The 22,202-nt window shown below is 60.9% G+C and carries 18 protein-coding genes; 9 read left to right on the top strand and 9 right to left on the bottom strand.

What is annotated here, in order from left to right:
* Positions 1 to 111 precede the first annotated feature (111 nt).
* On the bottom strand, positions 112 to 1,611 hold the full coding sequence (rpoN, locus tag Q0887_RS10760) for an RNA polymerase factor sigma-54 (RefSeq protein WP_299194882.1): 1,500 nt from the start codon (positions 1,609 to 1,611) through the stop codon (positions 112 to 114).
* A 10-nt stretch (positions 1,612 to 1,621) separates the two neighbouring features.
* Positions 1,622 to 2,422 (bottom strand): LPS export ABC transporter ATP-binding protein, encoded by an 801-nt coding sequence (gene lptB, locus Q0887_RS10755; protein ID WP_299194879.1) that lies wholly within the window; start codon positions 2,420 to 2,422, stop codon positions 1,622 to 1,624.
* A gap of 255 nt (positions 2,423 to 2,677) precedes the next feature.
* Between lptB and Q0887_RS10750 the strand changes: the two genes are divergently transcribed.
* A complete protein-coding gene (locus Q0887_RS10750; protein ID WP_299194876.1) occupies positions 2,678 to 3,034 on the top strand; it encodes a hypothetical protein in 357 nt (118 codons plus the stop codon).
* Here Q0887_RS10750 and ppa read toward each other — a convergent pair.
* Entirely contained in the window at positions 3,031 to 3,558 is a 528-nt protein-coding gene (gene ppa, locus Q0887_RS10745; RefSeq protein ID WP_299194873.1) for an inorganic diphosphatase, read from the bottom strand. The two genes, Q0887_RS10750 and ppa, sit on opposite strands and share 4 nt — an antisense overlap.
* 121 nt (positions 3,559 to 3,679) lie before the next feature.
* On the opposite strand from ppa, the gene hisS reads away from it, so the two are divergent.
* The 7 genes from hisS to Q0887_RS10710 all read left to right on the top strand — a co-directional run bounded on the left by hisS (position 3,680) and on the right by Q0887_RS10710 (position 12,227).
* Positions 3,680 to 4,918, top strand: a complete 1,239-nt coding sequence (gene hisS, locus Q0887_RS10740) for a histidine--tRNA ligase (RefSeq protein ID WP_299194871.1) — start codon at positions 3,680 to 3,682, stop codon at positions 4,916 to 4,918.
* A 260-nt stretch (positions 4,919 to 5,178) separates the two neighbouring features.
* Positions 5,179 to 6,246 (top strand): peptide chain release factor 1, encoded by a 1,068-nt coding sequence (gene prfA / locus Q0887_RS10735; protein ID WP_299194868.1) that lies wholly within the window; start codon positions 5,179 to 5,181, stop codon positions 6,244 to 6,246.
* A complete protein-coding gene (prmC, locus tag Q0887_RS10730) occupies positions 6,243 to 7,067 on the top strand; it encodes a peptide chain release factor N(5)-glutamine methyltransferase (protein ID WP_299194865.1) in 825 nt (274 codons plus the stop codon). Before prfA ends, prmC begins: the two co-directional genes overlap by 4 nt.
* Positions 7,068 to 7,337: 270 nt before the next feature.
* On the top strand, positions 7,338 to 7,985 hold the full coding sequence (locus Q0887_RS10725; protein ID WP_299194862.1) for a DUF4167 domain-containing protein: 648 nt from the start codon (positions 7,338 to 7,340) through the stop codon (positions 7,983 to 7,985).
* A 38-nt stretch (positions 7,986 to 8,023) separates the two neighbouring features.
* The gene (gene lnt, locus Q0887_RS10720; RefSeq protein ID WP_299194859.1) at positions 8,024 to 9,685 is read left to right on the top strand and encodes an apolipoprotein N-acyltransferase; all 1,662 of its coding nucleotides are present in this window, start codon (positions 8,024 to 8,026) and stop codon (positions 9,683 to 9,685) included.
* An 82-nt stretch (positions 9,686 to 9,767) separates the two neighbouring features.
* A complete protein-coding gene (metK, locus tag Q0887_RS10715) occupies positions 9,768 to 11,015 on the top strand; it encodes a methionine adenosyltransferase (protein ID WP_299194856.1) in 1,248 nt (415 codons plus the stop codon).
* 18 nt (positions 11,016 to 11,033) lie between these two features.
* Complete coding sequence (locus Q0887_RS10710) at positions 11,034 to 12,227, top strand: DUF418 domain-containing protein (protein WP_299194854.1); 1,194 nt, start codon at positions 11,034 to 11,036, stop codon at positions 12,225 to 12,227.
* Here Q0887_RS10710 and Q0887_RS10705 read toward each other — a convergent pair.
* The 4 genes from Q0887_RS10705 to Q0887_RS10690 are packed head-to-tail and all read right to left on the bottom strand — an operon-like array spanning position 12,224 to position 16,165.
* Positions 12,224 to 13,375 (bottom strand): CaiB/BaiF CoA-transferase family protein, encoded by a 1,152-nt coding sequence (locus tag Q0887_RS10705; protein WP_299195324.1) that lies wholly within the window; start codon positions 13,373 to 13,375, stop codon positions 12,224 to 12,226. The genes Q0887_RS10710 and Q0887_RS10705 overlap by 4 nt on opposite strands.
* A 17-nt stretch (positions 13,376 to 13,392) precedes the next feature.
* Positions 13,393 to 14,055: a CoA transferase subunit B gene (locus tag Q0887_RS10700; RefSeq protein WP_299194851.1), complete on the bottom strand. Its 663-nt coding sequence runs from the start codon at positions 14,053 to 14,055 to the stop codon at positions 13,393 to 13,395.
* Between the two features lie 2 nt (positions 14,056 to 14,057).
* On the bottom strand, positions 14,058 to 15,434 hold the full coding sequence (locus tag Q0887_RS10695) for a hypothetical protein (RefSeq protein WP_299194848.1): 1,377 nt from the start codon (positions 15,432 to 15,434) through the stop codon (positions 14,058 to 14,060).
* Between the two features lie 8 nt (positions 15,435 to 15,442).
* Entirely contained in the window at positions 15,443 to 16,165 is a 723-nt protein-coding gene (locus Q0887_RS10690; RefSeq protein ID WP_299194844.1) for a CoA transferase subunit A, read from the bottom strand.
* 550 nt (positions 16,166 to 16,715) lie between these two features.
* On the opposite strand from Q0887_RS10690, the gene Q0887_RS10685 reads away from it, so the two are divergent.
* Positions 16,716 to 19,022, top strand: coding sequence for a CDC48 family AAA ATPase (locus Q0887_RS10685; RefSeq protein WP_299194841.1), 2,307 nt, complete (start codon positions 16,716 to 16,718; stop codon positions 19,020 to 19,022).
* Positions 19,023 to 19,041: 19 nt separating this feature from the next.
* Here the strand turns inward: Q0887_RS10685 and Q0887_RS10680 are convergent, their stop codons facing one another.
* Both Q0887_RS10680 and polA read right to left on the bottom strand, forming a co-directional pair.
* Positions 19,042 to 19,251: a hypothetical protein gene (locus Q0887_RS10680; RefSeq protein ID WP_299194838.1), complete on the bottom strand. Its 210-nt coding sequence runs from the start codon at positions 19,249 to 19,251 to the stop codon at positions 19,042 to 19,044.
* A gap of 17 nt (positions 19,252 to 19,268) precedes the next feature.
* Complete coding sequence (gene polA, locus Q0887_RS10675) at positions 19,269 to 22,109, bottom strand: DNA polymerase I (RefSeq protein WP_299194835.1); 2,841 nt, start codon at positions 22,107 to 22,109, stop codon at positions 19,269 to 19,271.
* Positions 22,110 to 22,202 lie beyond the last annotated feature (93 nt).

The raw sequence follows: 22,202 nt of genomic DNA, 5'->3' as shown, positions 1-22,202 counted from the left end.
TATTAACCACACAAGGTCTGAACGGAAAAGGTTAATTTAGCGTAAACCCGCAGAACTCCACGAGTCGCGAGGGTTCTTACTTAGGTGTTGTCTCGCGGCTTGAGGCGGGTCTTAGAGGTTTTGGAGCTTCTTTGCGCGGCGGCGCTGGGCGCTGGAGCCGATGCCGATGGCTTCGCGATACTTGGCCACGGTGCGCCGCGCGAGGTCGAAGCCTTCCTCTTTGAGCAGGTCAGCGAGCTTCTGGTCGGACAGCACCTTTTTCGCGTCCTCCGCATCGGTCAACGCCTTGATCCGTGCCTTGATCGCTTCGGATGATGCACCTTCGCCGTCGCTTGAAGCCACGCCGCTGGAGAAGAAGTATTTGAGTTCAAAGCAGCCCCGGTCGCAATGCAGGTATTTGTTGCTGGTGACGCGGCTGACGGTGCTTTCATGCATGTCGATCTGTTCGGCCACTTCGCGCAAAGTGAGCGGGCGAAGCTCTGACACGCCCCGCCGGAAAAAGCCGTCCTGCTGCTTAACGATTTCAGCTGCGGTCTTGAGAATGGTCTTTTGCCGCTGGTCTAGCGCGCGGATCAACCAATGCGCATCAGCCAGCTTTTCCTTGAGCCAACCTTGCGCCTCTGCACCCGGCGAGCCGTCGCTGAGTTCGATGAAATAGCTGCGATTGACGATCAGGCGCGGCAATGTCTCTTCGTTAAGTGCAATGTCCCAGCCGCCATCATCCTTGGCCCTGAGCAGCACATCGGGCACCACGGCGTCATTGGCGGAGGGCGCGAATGCGAGGCCGGGCTTTGGGTCGTACTGGCGCAGTTCGCTGAGCATGTCGGCGAAGTCTTCGTCATCGACCTTGCACAGGCGTTTCAGCCGCGCGACTTCGCCCTTTGCCACCAGATCGAGATTGTCGAGCAGCGCGGCCATACACGGATCGTAACGGTCCGCGTCCTTGGCTTGCAGCGTCAGGCATTCCGCCAGATCGCGCGCACCCACACCGCTTGGCTCACACATCTGGATGACCGTGAGCGCATCCTCGACCACGTCCAGCGGGAGCCCAAGATCATTGGCAACGTCGCGCAGGTCGCTCGAAAGATAGCCCGCTTCGTCGAGCAGTCCGGCGATGTGACGCGCGGCAAAGGCTTCTTTGGGGTTGCAGGCGAGCGCACCGATCTGCTGGTCAAGATGTTCGGCAAGGGTGAGCTCAGCGGCCTTGGTCGCATCAATGCCGGGAAAATCCTCACCGCTGGCTCCTGATCCCCCGACAGCCGAGCCCCACTCGGCATCCTTGCGCGTGTCGCCATCTCCGGTGTCGATGTCGCGGTCGAGCGCGGAGTTATCGATATCGAGCGGGGCTTCGCTTTCGCCCTGCGCCTGTCCGATCAGCTGGTCGGACGTGAACTCTTCGCGCGGAATATCGTCAGGCTCGCCTCTGTCGCCGCCATCATCCTCGCGTGATACCGCTCCTGCTTCGAGCAGCGGATTGGCTTCGAGCGCGTCGGCAATAAAGGTCTCGATCTCGAGATTGGAAGCCGCCAGCAGCTTGATCGCCTGCTGCAGCTGCGGCGTCATCACCAATTGCTGCGATTGGCGAAGATCAAGTCTGGGACCGAGCGCCATCAGCTAAATCCTAGAGCGTGAAGCCCTCACCGAGGTAGAGCCGCTTGACGTTTTCGTCTTCGACCAGCGCTTGCGGTGTGCCCGCGAACAGCACCTGCCCGCCATAGATAATGCATGCGCGGTCGACGATATCGAGCGTTTCGCGCACATTGTGGTCGGTGATAAGCACCCCGATCCCGCGATCCTTCAAGTCTTTGACCAGATCGCGGATGTCACTGATCGACAGCGGATCAATGCCCGCAAATGGCTCATCAAGCAGCATGATCGAAGGCTTGGCCGCCAGCGCGCGCGCGATCTCGCAGCGCCGCCGCTCACCACCCGATAGCGCCATTGCCGGGCTTTCGCGCAGCCGCGTCAAGCCAAACTCGCCGAGCAGCCGCTCCAGCTCATCAGCACGGGTATCGGCGTCAGGCTCAACCATCTCGAGCACGCAATTGATATTCTGTTCGACTGTCATTCCGCGAAAGATGCTGGTTTCCTGCGGCAGATAGCCAAGGCCGAGGATCGCGCGGCGATACATTGGCAGCGCGGTCACATCCTCGCCATCCATCAGGATACGGCCGGAATCGGGCTTCACCAGACCCATGATCGAATAGAAGCAGGTCGTCTTACCCGCCCCGTTCGGTCCCAGCAGGCCGAGCACTTCACCTTTGCCGACAGTCAGCGAGATGTCAGTGAGTACGGCGCGCTTGTCGTAGCTCTTGGCGATTGAGATGACTTCCAGCCCGCCATCGGGCAGCGGCGCACTGGCGCTCGCCGGGCCCGAGTCGGAAGTGGCGGCGGTGTCGTCGAGGGTTGATGTTTCGCTCATACTGCAAGCATTAGCATTGTCACCGGCACAGAAAAGGGCGTCATCACCCAATTTGGCAAGATTTTTGCTTTGGCGGCATAATCCGGCATTCGATCAAGGCCTTCTGGCCTGCGGAGTGATCACGTGGCGGCCATTGGCGGGCCGCATCGCATCTCAAGGAATGCAACAAAAAACTAACTTGGTTACGAAGCTTGCAACATTCGAAGCTCTTTGAGATACTCCTGACCGAACGACAAACCGTTGGGGAGCGGATGAATGAACGAGCTGTCACAGCAGCATGATGTAGCCGGGAAAACGCGCGATTGGCGCAAGTCGATGAGCGACCATGTCGCCTGGGCTTTGCTGGTTTACACCACCATTCAGATTTTCGCGACGGTTAAGGCGCTGGCCAACGGCACTTCGTCGATCCTGCCCTATGTCGCGCTGGTCGTTCTGGTCGCGGCGATCATTCCGGCCTGCCGCTGGTTTGAGAAGCGCTGGTCGCATCTCTCCGACGATCAGGCTTCGGATGAATCCTATGCCAGTGCATTCCGGCGTGACCTGACCGGCCTTTGGGTTCTGGCCATTGTGCTGCCGCTCGCTTTGACCGGCATTTTCAAGGCCGTCCTTTAAGCTTTAGCCCGCGCAATTGCTTCTTCGACAATGCGGCGCGCTTCGGCGCGGTCGCCCCATTTGCCAATCCGCACCCACTTTTCCGCTTCAAGATCCTTGTAGTGGGTAAAGAAGTGCTCGATCTGCTGCATGATGATTGACGGCAAGTCCTTCGTCTCGCCGACATCCGAATAATACGGGAATGTCGTGTCGACCGGCACGCAAACCAGTTTCTCATCGCCGCCATGCTCGTCTTCCAGGTTGAGCACGCCGATCGGACGCGAGCGGACGACGCATCCGGGGATGAAAGGCGAGCGCGCAATCACCAGCGCATCGAGCGGATCGCCGTCAGGTGAAAGCGTGTGCGGAACAAATCCGTAATTGGCCGGATAGCGCATTGGTGTGTGCAGAATGCGGTCAACGAACAGCGCGCCGCTTGCCTTGTCGAATTCGTATTTGACCGGCTCACCGCCCGTCGGGACTTCGATAATGACGTTGAGGTCGTCGGGCGGATTGCTGCCTGTCGGGATCATGTCGATGCGCATAAGAGGTTCCTGCTCGTTGTCTGGCCCTCTCCCCAAAAGGCGTGTGGCAGGCCGTTAGCGATCTTGGGTTGTTGCGGCAAGATCGTGAGTGCCCTAATCGCGCCTCAGAGATAGGACAGGCATGAGCAAGAACACACCTAAAGCCATTCGCGGCACACAGGACATTTTCGGCGCCGATGCGGAGGCTTTCGCCTTTGTGGTCGAAACCTTTGAGCGGGTGCGCAAGCTCTACCGCTTTCGCCGCGCCGAATTTCCGGTTTTCGAAAAGACTGAAGTGTTTGCCCGCTCGCTGGGCGAGACGACCGATGTTGTCTCCAAAGAGATGTATTCCTTCGAGGATCGCGGCGGGGATTCGCTCACCTTGCGCCCCGAATTTACCGCCGGTATCGCGCGCGCTTACCTCACCAATGGCTGGCAGCAACACGCGCCGCTAAAGGTCGCGACGCACGGCCCGCTGTTCCGCTACGAGCGCCCGCAAAAGGGCCGCTATCGCCAGTTCCACCAGATCGATGCGGAGATCATTGGCGCAGCCGAGCCGCAGGCAGATGTCGAGCTGCTCGCCATGGCTGACCAGCTGCTTAAGGAGCTGGGGATCGAAGGTGTGACGCTGCACCTCAATACGCTCGGCGATGCGGCGAGCCGCGATGCGTGGCGCGCGGGCCTGATCGAATATTTCGGCGCGGTGAAGGGCGATCTGTCGGAAGATTCGCAAGAGCGGCTGGAGAAGAACCCGCTTCGCATCCTCGACAGCAAAGACCCGCGCGACAAGGCGTTCCTCGCCGACGCGCCCAAAATCGACCAGTTTCTCTCCGACGAAGCACTGGCGTTCTTCGATGCGGTGACGAGCGGTTTGGATGCGGCTGGAGTGAAATGGAAGCGCGCCGAAGCGCTGGTGCGCGGCCTCGACTATTACCGCCACACCGCGTTCGAGTTCATCCCCGATGAGGGTTCTGCCGCTGCCGATGCACTAGGCGCGCAAAGCACCGTGCTGGGCGGCGGGCGCTATGACGGGCTGATGGAGTCGCTGGGTGGACCCGCGACGCCAGCGGTCGGCTGGGCCGCAGGGATCGAGCGGCTGGCGATGCTGGTGGGGGAGCGGGAAGAGGCTCCTGCAGACGTCATTATCGTTGTCGAGGACGATGGCCGGTTGGACGAGGCAATTGGATTTATGAAGCAGTTGCGTGACACAGGTTTGACCGCTGAAATGATCGCAAGCGGCTCACCGCGCAAACGTTATGACAAAGCTTCGAAGCGCGAGCCGCTCGCGATTCTGTCATTACAGTCGGAGATGAGGCACAGTGTGTCGAGTGATCGCGAAACGCCCGCGAATGTGATCGAAGCACTGCGACGCTATTCTTAGCCACCCCATCGCGTCACCACGGACTTGATCCGGGGTCCAGCTTCTTCCGGCACAGAGCTAAAAGAAGCGGGATCCCGGCGAGCTTATGCATCCGGGGCCGGGATGACGAAGGAAGAACGCTTTCCTACTCATGCCAATCGGCGCTACTAGACCGCACGATGACCAAGCCGAATTTCCACCCCACTATTTCTCACGCTGGACCGTGTAACATGCGGTCCATGTCTCTGATCCAACCCCCAGCCAACCGAGCCTGAACCCACGTGCAAATCCCACTCGAACGCCTTGACCAGATCGCCAACCGCTTCGCCGAGCTCGAAGCGCGGATGGCCTCTGGCACGCTCGAGGGCGACGCCTTCGTGCAGGCGAGCCGCGACTATGCCGAGCTGGAGCCGGTCGCCAGGATCGCCGCGGATGTGAAGGCCATGCGCGGGGAGATAGAGGGGCTGGAGGAGATGCTCGGCGACTCCGAGATGAAGGCGATGGCTGAGGAGGAGCTTGCACAGATCCGCGAGAACCTTCCCGAGAAAGAGCGAGCGCTTGCCGTCGCGCTGCTCCCGCGCGATGCGGCGGATAGCAAGCCTGCCATGCTCGAGATCCGCGCAGGCACTGGCGGGGACGAAGCGGCGCTGTTCGCGGGTGATCTCTACCGCATGTATGAGCGCTTCGCCGCCGAACAGGGCTGGAAGGTCGAGCCGGTCAGCATGAGCGCTTCGGAAGTCGGCGGCTTCAAGGAGATCGTCGCCAATGTCACCGGCAGCGGCGTCTTCGCCAAGCTCAAGTTCGAAAGCGGCGTCCACCGTGTGCAGCGGGTGCCAGTCACCGAAAGCGGCGGGCGTATCCACACCTCTGCGGCGACTGTGGCTGTGCTGCCCGAGCCCGATGATGTCGATGTCCAGATCGATCCGGGTGATCTCAAGATCGACACCTATCGCGCCTCGGGCGCTGGCGGCCAGCACGTCAACACGACCGACAGCGCCATCCGGATCACGCACGAGCCCTCGGGGTTGGTGGTGACCTGTCAGGACGGACGCAGTCAGCACAAGAACCGCGAAAAGGCGATGCAGGTGCTGCGCGCGCGGCTGTTCGAGAAGACCCGCGACGAAGCGCAGGGCGCCGAGGCCGAAGCACGCAAGGCGATGGTCGGCAGCGGCGACCGGTCGGAGCGCATTCGCACCTACAACTTCCCCCAAGGCCGCGTGACCGATCACCGCATCGGGCTGACGCTGCACAAGCTTGAGGAAGTGCTTGCGGGGCCGGGTCTGGCGGAGCTTGTGAGCGCGCTGATCTCCGAAGATGAGGGCAAGCGGCTGGCGGCGCTGTCTGAATGAGCGTTGGCGACGCGATCCGCGAAGCCGCGTCCCGCCTCGCCGCCGTCAGCGACACAGCTCGGCTCGATGCCGAATTGCTGATGGCGCATGCACTCCGGGCGAGCCGCTCCGACATGCTGATCCGGCATATGACTGATCCTGCGCCAGAGGCATTTGCAGCTCTGTTCGAGCGCCGTGTCGCACACGAACCGGTCGCGCACATAACCGGCATTCAGGAGTTCTACTGCCGCCCGTTCAAGGTCTCGCGCGACGTCCTGATCCCTCGAGGAGACAGTGAGACGCTGATCGAAGCGGCGCTGGAACTTGCGCCGGATGCCGGGCGCATTCTCGACCTTGGCACGGGTTCAGGGGCCTTGCTCGTTACCGCGCTGCTCGAGCTGCCAGAGGCGATGGGCGTGGGTATCGACGCCTCACCAAGCGCGCTTGAAATGGCGATAGCCAATGCGCGGGCGCTCGGTCTGGACGAGGATAAAGCGCAGTTCCAAAGTGGCGATTGGCGACAGGCGGGCTGGTCGGACGGCCTCGGTCAATTCGACCTTATCCTGTGCAACCCGCCCTATGTCGAAGAGGATGCCGCGCTCGATCCGCAAGTGCGCGATTTCGAACCTGCAGAAGCGCTGTTTGCCGGACCAGAGGGCTTGGATGACTACCGGGCACTCGTCCCACAACTTCGCGGATTGATGCGTGAAGACGGCACCGCCATCCTCGAAATCGGTTCCGATCAGGCCGAGGCCGTCATGCAAATCGCGCGCGCACACGGATTCACGGTCGAAATCCGCCATGATCTGGCAAAAAGGCCACGCGCGCTGGTTCTTCACTAGTCAAAACACTTGCAGGGGTTGGCAAAACCATTTCGGCTCGCTACCTCCGAATCAGACCTGTCGAACCTCCCTTGGATGTTTGTTCGGTAAGGTCAGCTCCGAACTTCCATCTGATTTGGCCGAGTGGGTCACACCCTTGGTCTGTGCTGGACGGATATGTTTGCAATTTCGCAGGCAGGGTCTGAGAGAGACCCGAATAACGGAGTCAATGGGCTGGATGAGCGCACCGATTGAAAACGCGCTTTGGCCACGGATGAGGACAATTCTCCTTTGAATAACAATCGCAATAATCGTCGCCGCGGTCGCGGAAATCGCCAGCAAGGCGGCGGCAACAACCAGAACCGGATCGACAGCCGCGCTCGCGGCAATGCGCCGCAACTCCTCGACAAGTACAAGAAGCTTGCCCAGGACGCTCAGCACAATGGTGACAGGGTTCAGGCCGAATATTACCTGCAATTTGCGGACCACTATTTCCGTGTAATCGCCGACAATAAGGCGCGTCAGGACGAAGCTCGGGCCAAGCGCGGCGACGATCGCGGCCCGGATCGCGGTCAATCAGGCGATGAAGGCGATGATGAAGACGGCGACAATCGCCGCAAGAACAACAATCGCCGCCCACGCGGGCGCCGCGATGATCAGGACAATGCGCCTGCATCGGAAGGCGAAGCTGGTGTCGAAGGTGAAACCGCAGATGCTGGCGAAGAGCCTGCGAAGCCCCGTCGGCGCCCGCGCAAGGCAGATGCGGACGATCAGGGCGAAAAGCCCCGCCGTAAGCCGCGCAGCAACAGCCGCTCACGCAGCGATAGCGACGCAGCGGGATCAGGCGAGATCGACTCGTCTGTTTTGCCACCTGCAATTGGCGGTGATGACAGTCCCAAGACTCCGGATTCCGACGACAATCTCGAAACGGTTGGCTAGTCAGCAAGCCTGACACGGGCTGATGAAGGACCGGACCGATGGCAAATGAAACGGTCGAAGCAGAATCCGGTGTCGCGGTCGCCGGTGTCCTGACCCTGCGCATAGGGCAAGTGGCCACAATTGCGCAGACGCGGCCCGGCCTGACCTCGCTGCTGCTTGGGCTGCTTGCCGCATGCGGATACCCCCCGCTTCACGCCTGGTGGATCTCGCTTCCTGCGCTAGCCCTGTTTGTCGCGCACCTGCACAGGGCGCCCAATTGGCGAACGGCACTGTGGAGCGGCTGGGTGTTTGGCTGGGCGCATCTCACGCTCGCCAATAACTGGATCGCAACCGCCTTTACCTATCAGGCCGAAATGCCGGCGATGCTGGGCTGGGCTGCGGTGCCGCTGCTCTGCATCTATCTGGCAGTCTATCCAGCGCTGGCGGCGCTGGCCGCGCATCTGACAGGCCGCAAACTGCCGCCGCTTGCCTTTGGCGCATTGTTTGCCAGCGCATGGATCGTAACCGAATGGCTGCGCAGCTGGGTTTTCACCGGCTATCCTTGGCCTCCGCTCGGGCTGATGCTGCTGGGCGGTTGGGACGTGCCGGGGATTGCGAGCCTGTTGCCATGGCTTGGCACCTACGCGCTTTCCGGACTGGCTATTATAATCGCTGGCCTGCTGTGGGCCTTCGCCAACAGAGGGCGCTGGTGGCTTCTTTCGCTCCCGATCTTTGCTGCGCTCATCGCGCTGGCAATGACGTTGAACCAGGGTCGGGATTCCGGTGGCAGCATTCGCTACACCCTGATCCAGCCACTGATCCCGCAGGGCGAGATCAATGACGGCTCGAAATTCGAAGAGCAGTTCCTGCGCACCGCGAGCCTGACAATGGAAAACCGCGACCAATCGCGTTTAGTCCTGTGGCCCGAAAGCTCGATCCCCTACTTTCTCGAGGATGGCTATCCGGAGCGGTATTACGAGCTGACAACCTACGGGTTTGATCCGCAGGTCGCGCGTGAGCGCATCGGGACGGTGATCGGGTCAGACTCTACGCTCCTGCTGGGTGTCGTAAACCTCAACATCGGAGAGCGCGCTAATGGCACCCTGGGTGCTGTCACCGCGCGCAACTCAGTGCTCGGGCTGAATGGTGAAGGCGAGATCACCCACCATTATGCCAAGTCGCATCTGGTACCCTATGGCGAGTATCTGCCAATGGAATGGCTGCTCGAGCCGCTAGGGCTTTCGCGTCTTACCGCTGGCGGTATCCCCTACGATCCCGGCCCCGGTCCGCAGACGCTCGATCTTGGCGAGCATGGGCGGGCTGGCATCCAGATTTGCTACGAGATCGTCTTTTCGGGTCAGGTCGTGGATCGCGGCAACCGCCCGGATTATCTCTTCAACCCGTCCAATGATGGCTGGTTCGGGACTTGGGGTCCTCCGCAGCATCTGGCGCAGGCACGCATGCGTGCGATCGAGGAGGGCCTGCCGGTCCTGCGTTCGACCACCACCGGGATCAGCGCGGTAATTGATGCGGATGGGGTCGTGCAGGGGAGCATTGCAACCGGCGAGGCCGATAAACTCGAAGGCGTCATACCCGCAGCCAAGCCGCCCACCTTGTTTGCGCGATGGGGCAACGCATTGCCACTCGCATGGGCTGCATTGCTAGCGCTTCTGGGTCTCGGCCTACCGAGATTGCTTGCGCTGCGAAGCGAGCGCGGCTAGGGCGCAAGCTGACAGATATAAAGGTTTCCTTATGTCTAAATAAGGACGCCAGCCATTAGACAGCGAAAGCTCCGGAGACGACATGCGTAACGACTATCTCTTCACTTCCGAAAGCGTTTCCGAAGGGCATCCCGACAAGGTTTCCGACCAGATTTCAGATGCGATTGTCGATCTGATGCTGTCGAAAGACTCCGAAGCGCGTGTCGCTTGCGAGACGATGACGACAACCCAGCGCGTAATCCTTTCCGGCGAAATCCGCTGCGCGCCGATGTATGACGAAAACAACGAAGAGTGGGCCGTCAATGGCGGCTGGGCTCCGGGCGCGAAAGAAGAGATCGAGCAAGCGGTGCGCTTGACCGTGCGCGATATCGGCTATGAGCAGGACGGCTTTCACTGGAAGACGCTGACCTTCGAAAATCACCTTCACGGTCAGTCGGCTCACATTGCGCAAGGCGTTGATGCGGGCGCGGAAGGCTCGAACAAGGATGAGGGCGCGGGTGATCAGGGCATCATGTTCGGCTTTGCCTGCGACGAAACGCCAGACCTGATGCCGGCGACCCTCGACTACAGTCACAAGATTCTCGCGCAAATGGCTGAGGATCGCCATTCGGGCAAAGCGCCTTTTCTTGAACCCGATGCCAAGAGCCAGGTGACCCTGCGCTACAAGGACGGCAAGCCGGTGGCCTGCACCGCTCTGGTCGTTTCGACCCAGCACGCAGAAGGCTATGACGATGGCGAGAAAGAAGCCGAGCTGCACAACTACGTCAAAGGCGTGGTGGCAGGCATCCTGCCAGACGGCTTCATCTCGCAAGAGACACAGTGGCACATCAACCCCACCGGCAGCTTTGTCATTGGCGGGCCTGACGGTGACGCTGGCCTGACGGGCCGCAAGATCATCGTGGATACCTATGGCGGCGCATCGCCCCATGGCGGCGGCGCGTTCAGCGGCAAAGACCCGACCAAGGTTGATCGCAGCGCGGCCTATATCACGCGCTACCTCGCCAAGAATGTCGTGGCCGCTGGCCTCGCCACGCGCTGCACCATCCAGATCGCCTACGCTATCGGTGTCAGCGAGCCGCTCTCGCTCTATGTCGACACCCATGGCACCGCTGCCGAAGGCGTAACCGATGCAGGGCTTGAACAAGCGATTGCCTCAATCGGCAAACTTGGCGGATTGACCCCGCGCGGCATCCGCACGCATCTCGGCCTTAACAAGCCGATCTATCGCAAGAGCGCGGCCTATGGTCACTTTGGCCGGACCGCCGACGGCGATTTCTTCCCGTGGGAGCGCACGGATTTGGTCGAAGAATTGAAGGCAGCTATCGCCTGACATGATAAGGCGTCGCAAATGGTGACGCTCGATCATCCTCAAAGCCGCATCATCGAGCTGGACGCTTTGCGCGGACTGGCGGTGATCGGCATTGTGCTGATGAACGTCTATGCCTTCGCGTTGCCTTCGCAGGCCTATTACAATCCGGCCGCATGGGGGATGGAGACGCAGCTTGACCGCCTCGTCTGGACCGCGAGCTTTGTCTTTGTGGAAGACAAGTTTCGCACTCTGTTTGCGATCCTGTTCGGCGCTGGGTGCCTGATCCTGATTGAACGGTCAGGCGAAAAACCATGGCGAGCCCATTTCGCGCGTATGGGGGTGCTGTTCCTGATCGGTGTCGCGCATTCCATCCTGCTTGCGAGCAACGATATCCTGCGCGTCTATGCCCTGTGCGGCTTGGCTCTGCCCCTGCTCGCGCATCTGAGCCACCGCGCGCTCTATGCTATCGCGATTGGACTGGTTGCGGTGCATGTGGGCGGCGGGATCGTGGCATTCGGCGGTGCGGTGGTGGATTTCTACGCGGGCCGGACTGGCACAGATGCCGCGCTGTTCGCAGAGCGGAGTTTCGGAACCAATGAACCGGCTATCCGCGCCGCGCTCGAACAGGGGCGGGAGGGATTGGTCGAGCGGGCCGTAAGGCGCGCGGCTGAATTGCCGCAACAGCTGCGCATTCTCCTCCTCGCGGTGCCGCTGAACCTTGCTGGCATCGCCCTTGGCATGGCCATGTGGAAAGACCGGATGCTGGCGCGCGAATGGCGAACCTTCCGGCTGCAAAGGCTGGCAGCGATTTGCGCTGTTATCGCAGTTCCAGCTTTGTTGGTGCTGGCCAACTGGACCGCGACCAACGGCTTTCCCGGAGCGCTTGCCGGAGCGGCCGGACTGGTCCTCTCCGCGCCCTTCGATACATTGTTGGGCCTTGCCTATGCGGCGCTGGGGATCGCTTTTTTCACTTCAGGTGGAGCGATTACACAGGCGCTGTCAAAGGTCGGCAGAATGGCGCTCACCAACTATCTGTTGAGCTCGCTGGTCCTCGCCGCACTCTTCGCCAGTTGGGGGTTGGGCCTGTTTGGAGAATTGAGCCGCAGCACCGCGCTTGCGTTCGGCTTTGTCCCGATAGCCGCAATGCTGATCTGGTCGCCGCTCTGGCTGAGCCAGTTCTCGCAAGGACCGTTCGAACGGCTCTGGCGGGCGATGACGCGGCTGCTTTCCTAGCCGTCTTCGCCCAGCATTGGGGAGGGGCGGTCGAGTGCAAGCTCCGCATCGGAAAAGGTGAAGGGGCTGCGCACACCCGGCATTCCGCCCAAATCCACACGCAGTCCGCGCGCGAGTACTTGAGGGTCGGCAAACACCTCGTCGAGATTGTTGATCGGCCCTGCCGGGACACCGTGTGCAGCACAAGCTTTAAGCAATGCAGCCTTGGTCCAGACTGAGGTCGTCTTGGCAATCTCTGCATCCAGCGCGGCGGCATTTTCAACCCGGCCGGCATTGCTGGCAAAGCGGGGGTCCGATGTCAGGTCCGCGCGGTCGAGCATCTCCACCATCTTCACAAACAGGCGATCATTCGCTGGCGCGAGGATCACATGGCCGTCTGTCACCGGAAACACGCCATAGGGCGCAACCTGCGCATGAGCATTGCCCATTCGCGGCGGGTTCTCGCCAGTGGTGAAGTGGTAACTCGCCTGATTGGCCAGAAGCGCCACCGAACAATCGAGCAGCGACATATCGACATGCTGCCCTTTGCCCGTGCGCCCGCGTTGGATCAGCGCAGCCTGTATGGCATTGGCCGAATAGACACCGGTTGTGAGGTCAGAGATCGATATGCCCATCTTGACCGGCACGCTGTCGGGCTCGCCAGTGATCGACATAAAGCCGCTCATGCCCTGAATGACGAAGTCGTACCCAGCCTCTTTCGCGCGCGGGCCGGTCTGCCCGAAACCGGTGATCGAGCAATAGACGAGCGCGGGGTTGGCCGGCCCGAGCGCCGCGTAATCGAGGCCGAATTTGGCAAGGCCACCGGTCTTGAAATTCTCGATCAACACGTCGGCATCGCGCGCCAGCTCGCGCACCCGTTCAAGATCATCGGGATTGCCGAAATCCGCGACAATGCTGCGCTTGCCCCGATTGGCCGCGTGGTAATAGGCGGCCTCGCGGTGGGTTTTGCCGTCAGCATCTGTCCGCTCCACCCAAGGCGGTCCCCATGCGCGTGTGCCGTCGCCTTCGGGGCTCTCCACCTTGATCACGTCTGCGCCAAGATCGGAGAGGATTTGCCCCGCCCACGGTCCCGCCAGCACCCGCGCCAGTTCGAGCACGCGAATGCCTGCGAGCGGCGCGTTCGGGTTGCGGGGCTTATCCAGCCATATAGCGGTCATACTGAAGCTCAGGCCGTTTCCAGCGCCACTTCATATTGCGCCGAGGTGCTCGCAGCGATCTCATCCTCGGTCACGCCCGGCGCCAGTTCGATCAGGCGAAACGGGTTGTCATGATCCTTGCGGTGGAACACGCCGAGATTGGTGATGATCATGTCCACCACGCCAGCGCCTGTCAGCGGGAGCGAGCATTCGGGAATGAACTTTGGCGAACCATCCTTGGCGGTGTGATCCATCACGACGATGATCTTCTTGACGCCTGCGACAAGGTCCATCGCGCCGCCCATGCCCTTGATCATCTTGCCGGGGATCATCCAGTTGGCGATGTCGCCGTTCTGAGCCACTTCCATCGCGCCGAGCACGGTGAGGTCGATATGCCCGCCGCGGATCATCGAAAAGCTGGTTGCACTGTCGAAATAGGCGCTGTGCGGCAGCTCGCTGATCGTCTGCTTGCCAGCATTGATAAGGTCGGGATCCTCTTCGCCCTCATAGGGGAAGGGGCCGATGCCTAGCATCCCGTTCTCGCTTTGCAGCGTCACCAGCATGCCTGCAGGAATGTGGTTCGCGACCAACGTCGGGATGCCGATGCCGAGATTGACGTAATAGCCATCCTCCAGCTCTTTCGCAGCGCGCGCGGCCATCTGGTCGCGGGTCCAGCCTTTGGGGTCAGTCATGCTTACGGCCTTTCGGGCAAAAGGGGCGTGGGGATGATAAACCATCCGTTGCCGATCATCGGTTGAAGCGAAAACGCATCATCGGGATTGAGAAGATAGTCGAACAGCTCATGAAAATCAGAGCGTGTATCGCCTGCAATTGCGACGAGGCAGGACGTGCCGGCCAGCCCGTCTCGCAAGGTCTGTTTGCGATCATCCGGATCGCCCATCAACAGCAGTTGATCGCCGCCGGACAGATCTAGACCCGAGCGAGTTAGAGCAGCACGCACGGCTCCTTCGGCATCGCGTGATTCGCGGGAAATCCACGCAATCGCGATACCCTGCGCGCGCATCTGGGCGAGTTTCACGCCCAAGGCCGAAGGTGCGCTCAGAGGCCCAGAGAGGTCGAGGTCTTCGCCTTCCGGGTCGAGGTCGATCAGAACGGTGGGCACTTCGCCAGCGCAATCGACTCGGGTCGGGCGCAGCGACGTCGGGTCGCGCAGCATGGCGGAAGTGCGTCCTTCCTGACCCGCTGCAAATTCTGGCGCGGTTGCATAGCTCACCAGCGGATCGAACAGGGTTGCGACGATGGGTGAAGGTGAGGGTGAACGCGGAATAGGCGCGCTGGATGGGGCCGCTTCCGGCGCGGCTGGTGCCGGAGCGGGCGCTGGAGCCGCGACAGGCTCAGCAACCGGCGTCTCAATTTCGGCCATCGCGAGCCTCGTTGGTGTCTCCTCCGAGGCGCTCGGATCCGGCGCCGCTTCGACTTCCGGAACTGCGGGCGGCGCAGGCTCTTCGGGTAGCGAGGCGACCAGGACCGGTGCAGGTTCAGGAGCGCTCTCAGCAGGTTCTTCCGGCAGTGACGCTACTAAAACGGGAGCAGTTGCCGCTGGCGCCGGTTCGTCAAACTCGGAAGCGATTTCGGGCAGGTCGGTGGTAGTCGGTGCTTCAACAACGCTTGGCGCGGGCGCTTCACTGACGGGTTCAGTTTGAGTCGGTTGGGCAGGTTCTTGCTCGGCAGCGGCTGCTACCTCTTCAATAGCAGGAGCCTGAGGCTCAGGCTCGGGCACAGCTTCGGGAGTGGGTGGTGCGACCTCTGGTTCTGGTGCAACCTCCACATTGGCCTCTGCTTGGCCCTCGGCAGCGCTCTCTGCAATGGCAGCCTGAACTTCCGGAGAGGGTTCTGGAACCGGTGCTGGCGTCGGAGTGGTTGCCGTGGAGACTTGCGCTGGAACACTTTCAGCTGTCTCCGATTGCGTTTGGCTATCGGCGGTTTCGCCAGGGCGCGATTGTGTCATCAACCCGCCAGCCGCAATCGGAACAATCGCCGCGACACAGCCTTGCAAAGCGATCGCCGCGCTTGATGCGGCGAAAATCTTGAATGCCTGCTCTTTCTTCATAGAGATTCTTATGCCTCTGCTTTTTCACGCACTGTGCGGAATTCGATTTTCTTGTCGTAAGGCGCGCCCAGGATCATCCGGTTCACGAAAACACCGGGCAGGTGGATCTCATCCGCTTCCAAAGCGCCTGCCGGAACGATCTCCTCGACCTCGGCGATACAAACCTTGCCGCAGGTTGCCGCTGGCTGGTTGAAATTGCGCGCCGTCTTGCGGAAGATCAGGTTGCCGGTCTCGTCCGCTTTCCATGCCTTGATGATGGCCAGATCGGCAAAGATCCCGCGCTCAAGGATGTAGGTCGAGGTGACGCCGTCCTGATCGGGGAAGTCCATATGCTCCTTGCCCTCAGCGACCTGCGTTCCGACGCCAGTTTTGGTGTAGAAGCCCGGAATGCCCGCGCCGCCCGCGCGCATCCGCTCTGCCAGCGTGCCTTGCGGGCAGAACTCGACTTCTAACTCGCCAGCGAGGAACTGCCGTTCAAATTCCTTGTTTTCGCCGACATAGGAGCTGATCATCTTCTTGACCTGACGGGTGCGCAGCAGCTTGCCGATCCCTTCATTGTCGATCCCGGCATTGTTGCTGGCAAAGGTGAGGCCGGTCACGCCGCTATCGCGGATCGCATCGAGAAGGCGTTCAGGAATCCCGCAGAGCCCGAAACCGCCTGCGGCGATAAGCAGGTCATTCGCAATTACGCCATCGAGCGCGGCGGCGGCAGTGGGATAAATCTTCGACATAAAAGCTCAGCCTGTTTCTAGCCTGGGTAATGTGGAGCAACGGCGGTACGACCCGACCGCCTGCGCTAGAGATTAGTCGCTTGTTTTGCCCGTGTCACCCATTGGCGATACAGGTTTCGGTGACCGCGCCTCGGGTGCTGCATTGCAGCATTCCGCCGCGCAATTTTCGTTCGACTGTGCTATTTTGGAGGAGTTCTTGTGGATGAAGTTTAATCTAAATCCCTAAAAATGAGTTACTTACAGACATTTGATTGCGTGTTTTGCAACTCATTATGATTATTTCGCACTTGCAAAATTTCGAGTCGTCGTCCATTTCTTGCCCTGCCTAACAGGCATCCTCTCCCAAACTTTTCCAGCCCGGCCTCCTGAAAATGGTGTGCCGGGCTTTTTTTCTTACCCGCGCAATTTGCGGCGCAAAGGCCGTGCGGCTGCCGAGGCATTACGAGAAGATGAAGTCTGCACCCGCGCAAACACGGGTTTGCAATCATCCGGCGCTCTCCTTAGCTATTGGATCGAGAAATTTTTCCATTCGATCCGTTAGGGAGTCCTCATGGCTGAAGCCAAACCTGCCTCATCCAGCCGAACGGCACGCTTGCAGGTTGCACCTGCCCGGCAGGAGGAATCCGGTCAGGGCATCGCGCGCATGCCGCGTTCGGCCTTTCAGGCACTGGGCATAACCGAAGGCGATATCGTTGAAATCGCTGGCAAGCGGACCACCGCAGCCGTGGCGATGACCGCTTATGAGGAAGATGACACGCTGGATGTAGTCCGGCTCGATGGTCTCCAACGCGGTAATGCCGAAGCGGGATCGGGCGAGCATGTTGACATCACGGCTGCCAAATCGCGCCCTGCCACGCGGGTCGTGTTTGCGCCCGCCCAGCGTGAAATGCGGCTTCAAGGTCCGACCCAGGCGCTCAAGCGGAATTTCTTCAAGCGCCCTCTGGTGGCTGGCGATCTGGTGGCGACAACCGGTCAGCAGCCGGTGCAGAATATGCCGTCCGATGTGCGCCAATTGCTGCGCGCCCCGGCCTATGCGCTGACCCAGATCCGCCTTGCTGTGCATTCGACCAACCCCAAGGGGATCGTCCATATCGACGAGAACACCGAGGTCGAACTCCGCACCGAATTCGAAGAAGAGCGCGATGGCCGCGCGGTCGTCAATTACGACGATGTCGGCGGGATGAAGGACACCATCCAGCAATTGCGCGAGATGGTCGAATTGCCGCTGCGTTATCCTGAGCTGTTTACCCGGCTTGGCGTGGATCCGCCCAAAGGTGTGCTGCTCCACGGCCCTCCTGGCACCGGCAAGACCCGGCTCGCGCAGGCAGTCGCCAATGAAAGCGATGCTGAGTTTTTCACCATCAACGGCCCCGAGATTATGGGTTCGGGTTATGGCGAAAGCGAAAAACGGCTGCGCGAAGTGTTCGAAGAGGCGACCCGTGTCGCACCTGCAATCGTCTTTATCGACGAGATCGATTCGATTGCGCCAAAACGCAGCGGAGTGCCGGGCGAGGCGGAAAAGCGGCTTGTCGCGCAGCTTCTTACTTTGATGGACGGGCTGGAAGCCCGCGCCAATCTGGTGGTAATCGCCGCGACCAACCGGCCAGATGCAATTGACGAGGCGCTTCGCCGTCCGGGCCGTTTCGACCGTGAGATCGTCATCGGCGTTCCCGATCAGGGCGGCCGGCGCGAGGTTCTCGCTATTCATATGCGCGGTATGCCGCTCGAAGAAGCGGTCGACATCGACGAACTGGCGCGTGTCACCCACGGCTTTGTCGGCGCGGATATTGCGGCGCTTGCCCGCGAAGCTGCAATTGATGCGGTGCGGCGGATCATGCCGCGCCTCGACCTGAGCGAACGCGAGATCCCGCAAGACGTGCTCGAAGACCTATGCGTGACCCGCGACGATTTCTTCTCGGCGCTCAAACGCATCCAGCCCTCCGCCATGCGCGAAGTCATGGTGCAGATGCCCAATGTCGGCTGGGACGATATTGGCGGCGTCGCCGATGCCATCGACAAGCTCAAAGAGGGGATCGAACTCCCGCTTAAGAATGCTGATGCGTTTCGCCGTCTGGGCATTCGCCCGGCCAAGGGTTTCCTGCTCTATGGCCCGCCCGGCACCGGCAAGACCTTGCTGGCAAAGGCGGTCGCCAAAGAGGCCGAGGCGAACTTCATCTCCATGAAAAGTTCCGACCTTCTGTCCAAATGGTACGGCGAGAGCGAGCAGCAGATCGCGCGGCTGTTTGCCCGCGCCCGCGCGGTTGCGCCCTGCGTGCTTTTTATAGACGAGATCGACAGTCTGGTTCCCGCGCGCGGCTCAGGCCAGGGCGAACCGCAAGTCACTGGCCGCGTGGTCAACACGATCCTTGCCGAAATGGACGGGCTCGAAGAGTTGCAATCGGTGATTGTCATCGGCGCGACCAACCGGCCTGCTCTCATGGACCCGGCACTGCTTCGACCGGGCCGATTTGACGAGCTGGTCTATGTGGGTACGCCCGACAAGGAGGGCCGCGAGCACATTCTTGGCATTCACACCGACAATATGCCGCTTGCGAGCAATGTGGATCTTGGTGAAATCGCCGCGAAGACCGAACGCTTCACCGGCGCCGACCTCGAAGACGTTGTCCGCCGCGCAGGGCTTGGCGCCTTGCGGCGAATGGGAGGCGATGTGGCTGCGGTCGAGATGCAGGATTTCGAAGACGCGCTCGAAGACAGCCGCGCCACCGTCACGCCGCGCATGGAAGCCGAATATCGCAAACTGCGCGGCGAACTGAAAAAGCGCGCGGCAGAGGCCAATCCGATCGGATTCTTTGCACCTGACACGCTGGAGCCGACGCGGGCGAAGAAGCACGAGTGAATTTGCGCAAGATCGGCAGTTAGAACCGCCTGATCGCAATGACGCTTGCAATCGCTAACGCAGCGAGTGCGATGGCTATTGCCCCAAAGACCGCCACGCTTTGTTCATGGAAAACGGTTGCAGTGACGGGGTCAAAGTATCGGCCCGCTTCATTGTAAGGCAGGCTGCGTCTGGCATTCCAAAGCCCCGCACAGATGATCGCGCCGACCATGCAGATGGCGCTCAACATGCGGAGCAGCCAGCGTATCAATGCGCGGCGTCCCAGCTCATCCCTGTCCCGATGTCGACCGCGAGCGGGACGTCGATTGTGACCGCTGGAAGCGCGGCTTCGGCCATCACGCGCTCGATTACAGGAGAAGCTTGGGCAACGTCACCTTCGGGCAGTTCGAACACGAGTTCATCGTGGACCTGCAAGAGCATGCGCACATCGTTCAGTCCGGCATCGCGCAACGCCGGAAGCATCCGCACCATTGCGCGTTTGATGATGTCGGCGCTGGTGCCCTGGATCGGCGCGTTGATCGCCGCCCGCTCTGAACCTTGGCGCTCGGCCTGGTTCTTGGACTTGATCCGCGGGAACCACGTTTTGCGTCCGAACAGCGTCTCTGAATAACCGCGCTCGCCGACCGTTTCGAGCGTCTCCTGAATGTAGCGCTGGATGCCGGGGAAGCGCTGGAAATAAGTGTCGATCATGGCCTGCGCTTCATCAGGTTCGACCTCGAGCCGGCCCGCGAGACCCCAACGCGAGATGCCATAGAGGATCGCAAAGTTGATCGTCTTGGCCTGCGCGCGGGTGTCGCGGGTGACTTCGCCGAACATCTCTTTTGCGGTGCGCGCGTGGATGTCTTCGCCATTGGCAAAGGCCTCCTTGAGCGTTCCCACATCGGCCATGTGAGCCGCCAGCCGCAATTCGATCTGGCTGTAATCCGCCGCGAGCAGGACATTGCCGCTTTCGGGCACAAAAGCTTCGCGGATTGTGCGTCCGATGGCGGTTCGGATCGGAATGTTTTGCAAGTTCGGATCGGTTGAGGACAGGCGCCCGGTCTGCGCGCCGACCAGCGAATAGCTCGTATGGACGCGGCCCGTGTTCGGATTGATCTGGGCCTGCAGCGCGTCGGTATAGGTCGATTTGAGCTTCGACAGGTGCCGCCATTCGAGCACCTTCTTGGAAATACCGGCCGCTTGCGGGTCGGCGCTCAGCTTTTCCAATGTCGATTGGTCGGTGGAGTACTGGCCACTCTTGCCTTTCTTGCCGCCCTTGAAGCCCATTTTGTCGAACAGGATCTCGCCGAGCTGCTTGGGTGAGCCGATAGCGAATTCTTGCCCGGCGATTGCGTGGATTTCCTTCTCCAGCCCGGCGGTTGTGGTGGCAAATTCTTCCGAAAGCCGTGCGAGCTGGGCGCGGTCAACCTTGATGCCTTCGCGTTCCATTGCCGCGACAACGGGGATCAGCGGGCGATCAACGCGTTCGTAGATTTTGGTGCCGCCTTCTTCGACAAGGCGCGGTTTGAGGTGCCGGTAGAGCCGCAAAGTGACATCGGCGTCCTCGGCGGCATATTCGGTCGCGCGGTCCAGCGGTACTTCGCCAAAGGGGATCGCCTTTTTGCCGGTCCCGCAGACTTCCTTGAAGGACAGCGGCGTGTGGCCAAGGTGGCGCTCGGACAATTCGTCCATACCATGCCCGCCTCCCATGCCTTCGCCGCGCCCTGCATCGAGGTCAAAGCTCGTCACCATCGTGTCTTCGATTGGCGAGACAGTGACCCCGACACGCGCGAGCACGTTGAGATCGTATTTGCCGTTCTGGAAAACCTTGAGCACGCTATCATCGGCGAGCATCGGCTTGAGCGCGGCGAGCGCGTCTTCGGTCGCAATCTGCTCGGGTGTTTCGGAGAGCAGATCGGTCCCGCCATGCGCGAGCGGGATGTAGCACGCAACGTTGGGGCCAAGCGCGAGGCTGATGCCGACCAGATCGGCCTGCATCGCATCGAGCGAGGAGGTTTCGGTATCGACCGCCACCAACCGCGCCGCTGTTGCCCGCGTCACCCAATGTTCGAGCCGTTCGAGCGACTGCACCGTCTCGTAAGCGCTGCGATCCAGTTTGGGCATTTCAGGAATCGGCTGGCGGTTGCCTTCTTCGCTGCCCGTATCGCCCGCTTTGTCAGCCTTGGCCGGGTTGAGATTGTTGGCACGCTCGGGGCTGCCCGTGCCTGCGCCCAACCGCTTGAGAAGCGAGGTGAAGCCGTGCTTTTCAAGGAAGGCGGCGAGCGGCTCGGGGGGAATACCTTCGATCCGCATCTCGTCGAGCGCGACGGGAAGGTCGCAATCTTCCTTTAGCGTCACCAGCACCCGCGACATTTCGGCATCCTCGCGGCCTTCGAGCAGGCGCTCCTTGAGCTTGGACTTCTTCATATCCGGCGCGGAATCGAGCGCGGCGGTCAGCGATCCATGCTCGGCGATCAGCTTGGAAGCGGTCTTGGGGCCGACGCCGTAGATGCCGGGAATATTATCGACGCTGTCGCCCATCAGTGCGAGCACATCGCCAACCAGATCGGGCGTGACGCCGAACTTTTCTTCGACTTCGGGAATATAGATGCGTGCGCTCTTCATCGTATCGAGCATGTCGATCTTCGCGCCGTTTTCCTCTCCGACAAGCTGCATCAGATCCTTGTCCGAAGACACGATGGTCACATCCCACCCTTCGCGCTGGGCAGCGCGGGCGTAAGAGGCAATGAGGTCGTCGGCTTCGAGCCCCTGCTCCTCGATGCAGGGCAGGCTGAAGGCGCGGGTGGCATCGCGGATCAGCGGGAATTGGGGCCGCAAATCTTCGGGAGCGGGCGGGCGATTGGCCTTGTACTCAGGGTAGATATCGTTGCGGAAACTCTTTGAATCCTTGTCGAGGATCACCGCCAGATGGGTCGGGCCTTCGGCGGCATCCAGATCATCGGCGAGCTTCCATAGCATCGTCGTATAGCCGTAGACCGCGCCCACCGGCGTCCCCTCGGGATCGGTCAGCGGCGGAAGGCGGTGATAGGCCCGAAATATATAGGACGAGCCGTCGACGAGATAGAGGTGCTGCTTCTCACTGGACATAATTGCCTGCTAGCACCCCGAAGCGGGCGGCGTAAGATGAATTGCCCTGCGATTACCGGCTGAATTGACCGCCATAATCATGCGCCGGAACGG

It is taken from the genome of uncultured Erythrobacter sp., from assembly GCF_947492365.1.
In the GTDB taxonomy this organism is placed as follows: Bacteria; Pseudomonadota; Alphaproteobacteria; order Sphingomonadales; family Sphingomonadaceae; genus Erythrobacter.
This window is presented reverse-complemented; position numbering and strand designations above follow the sequence as displayed.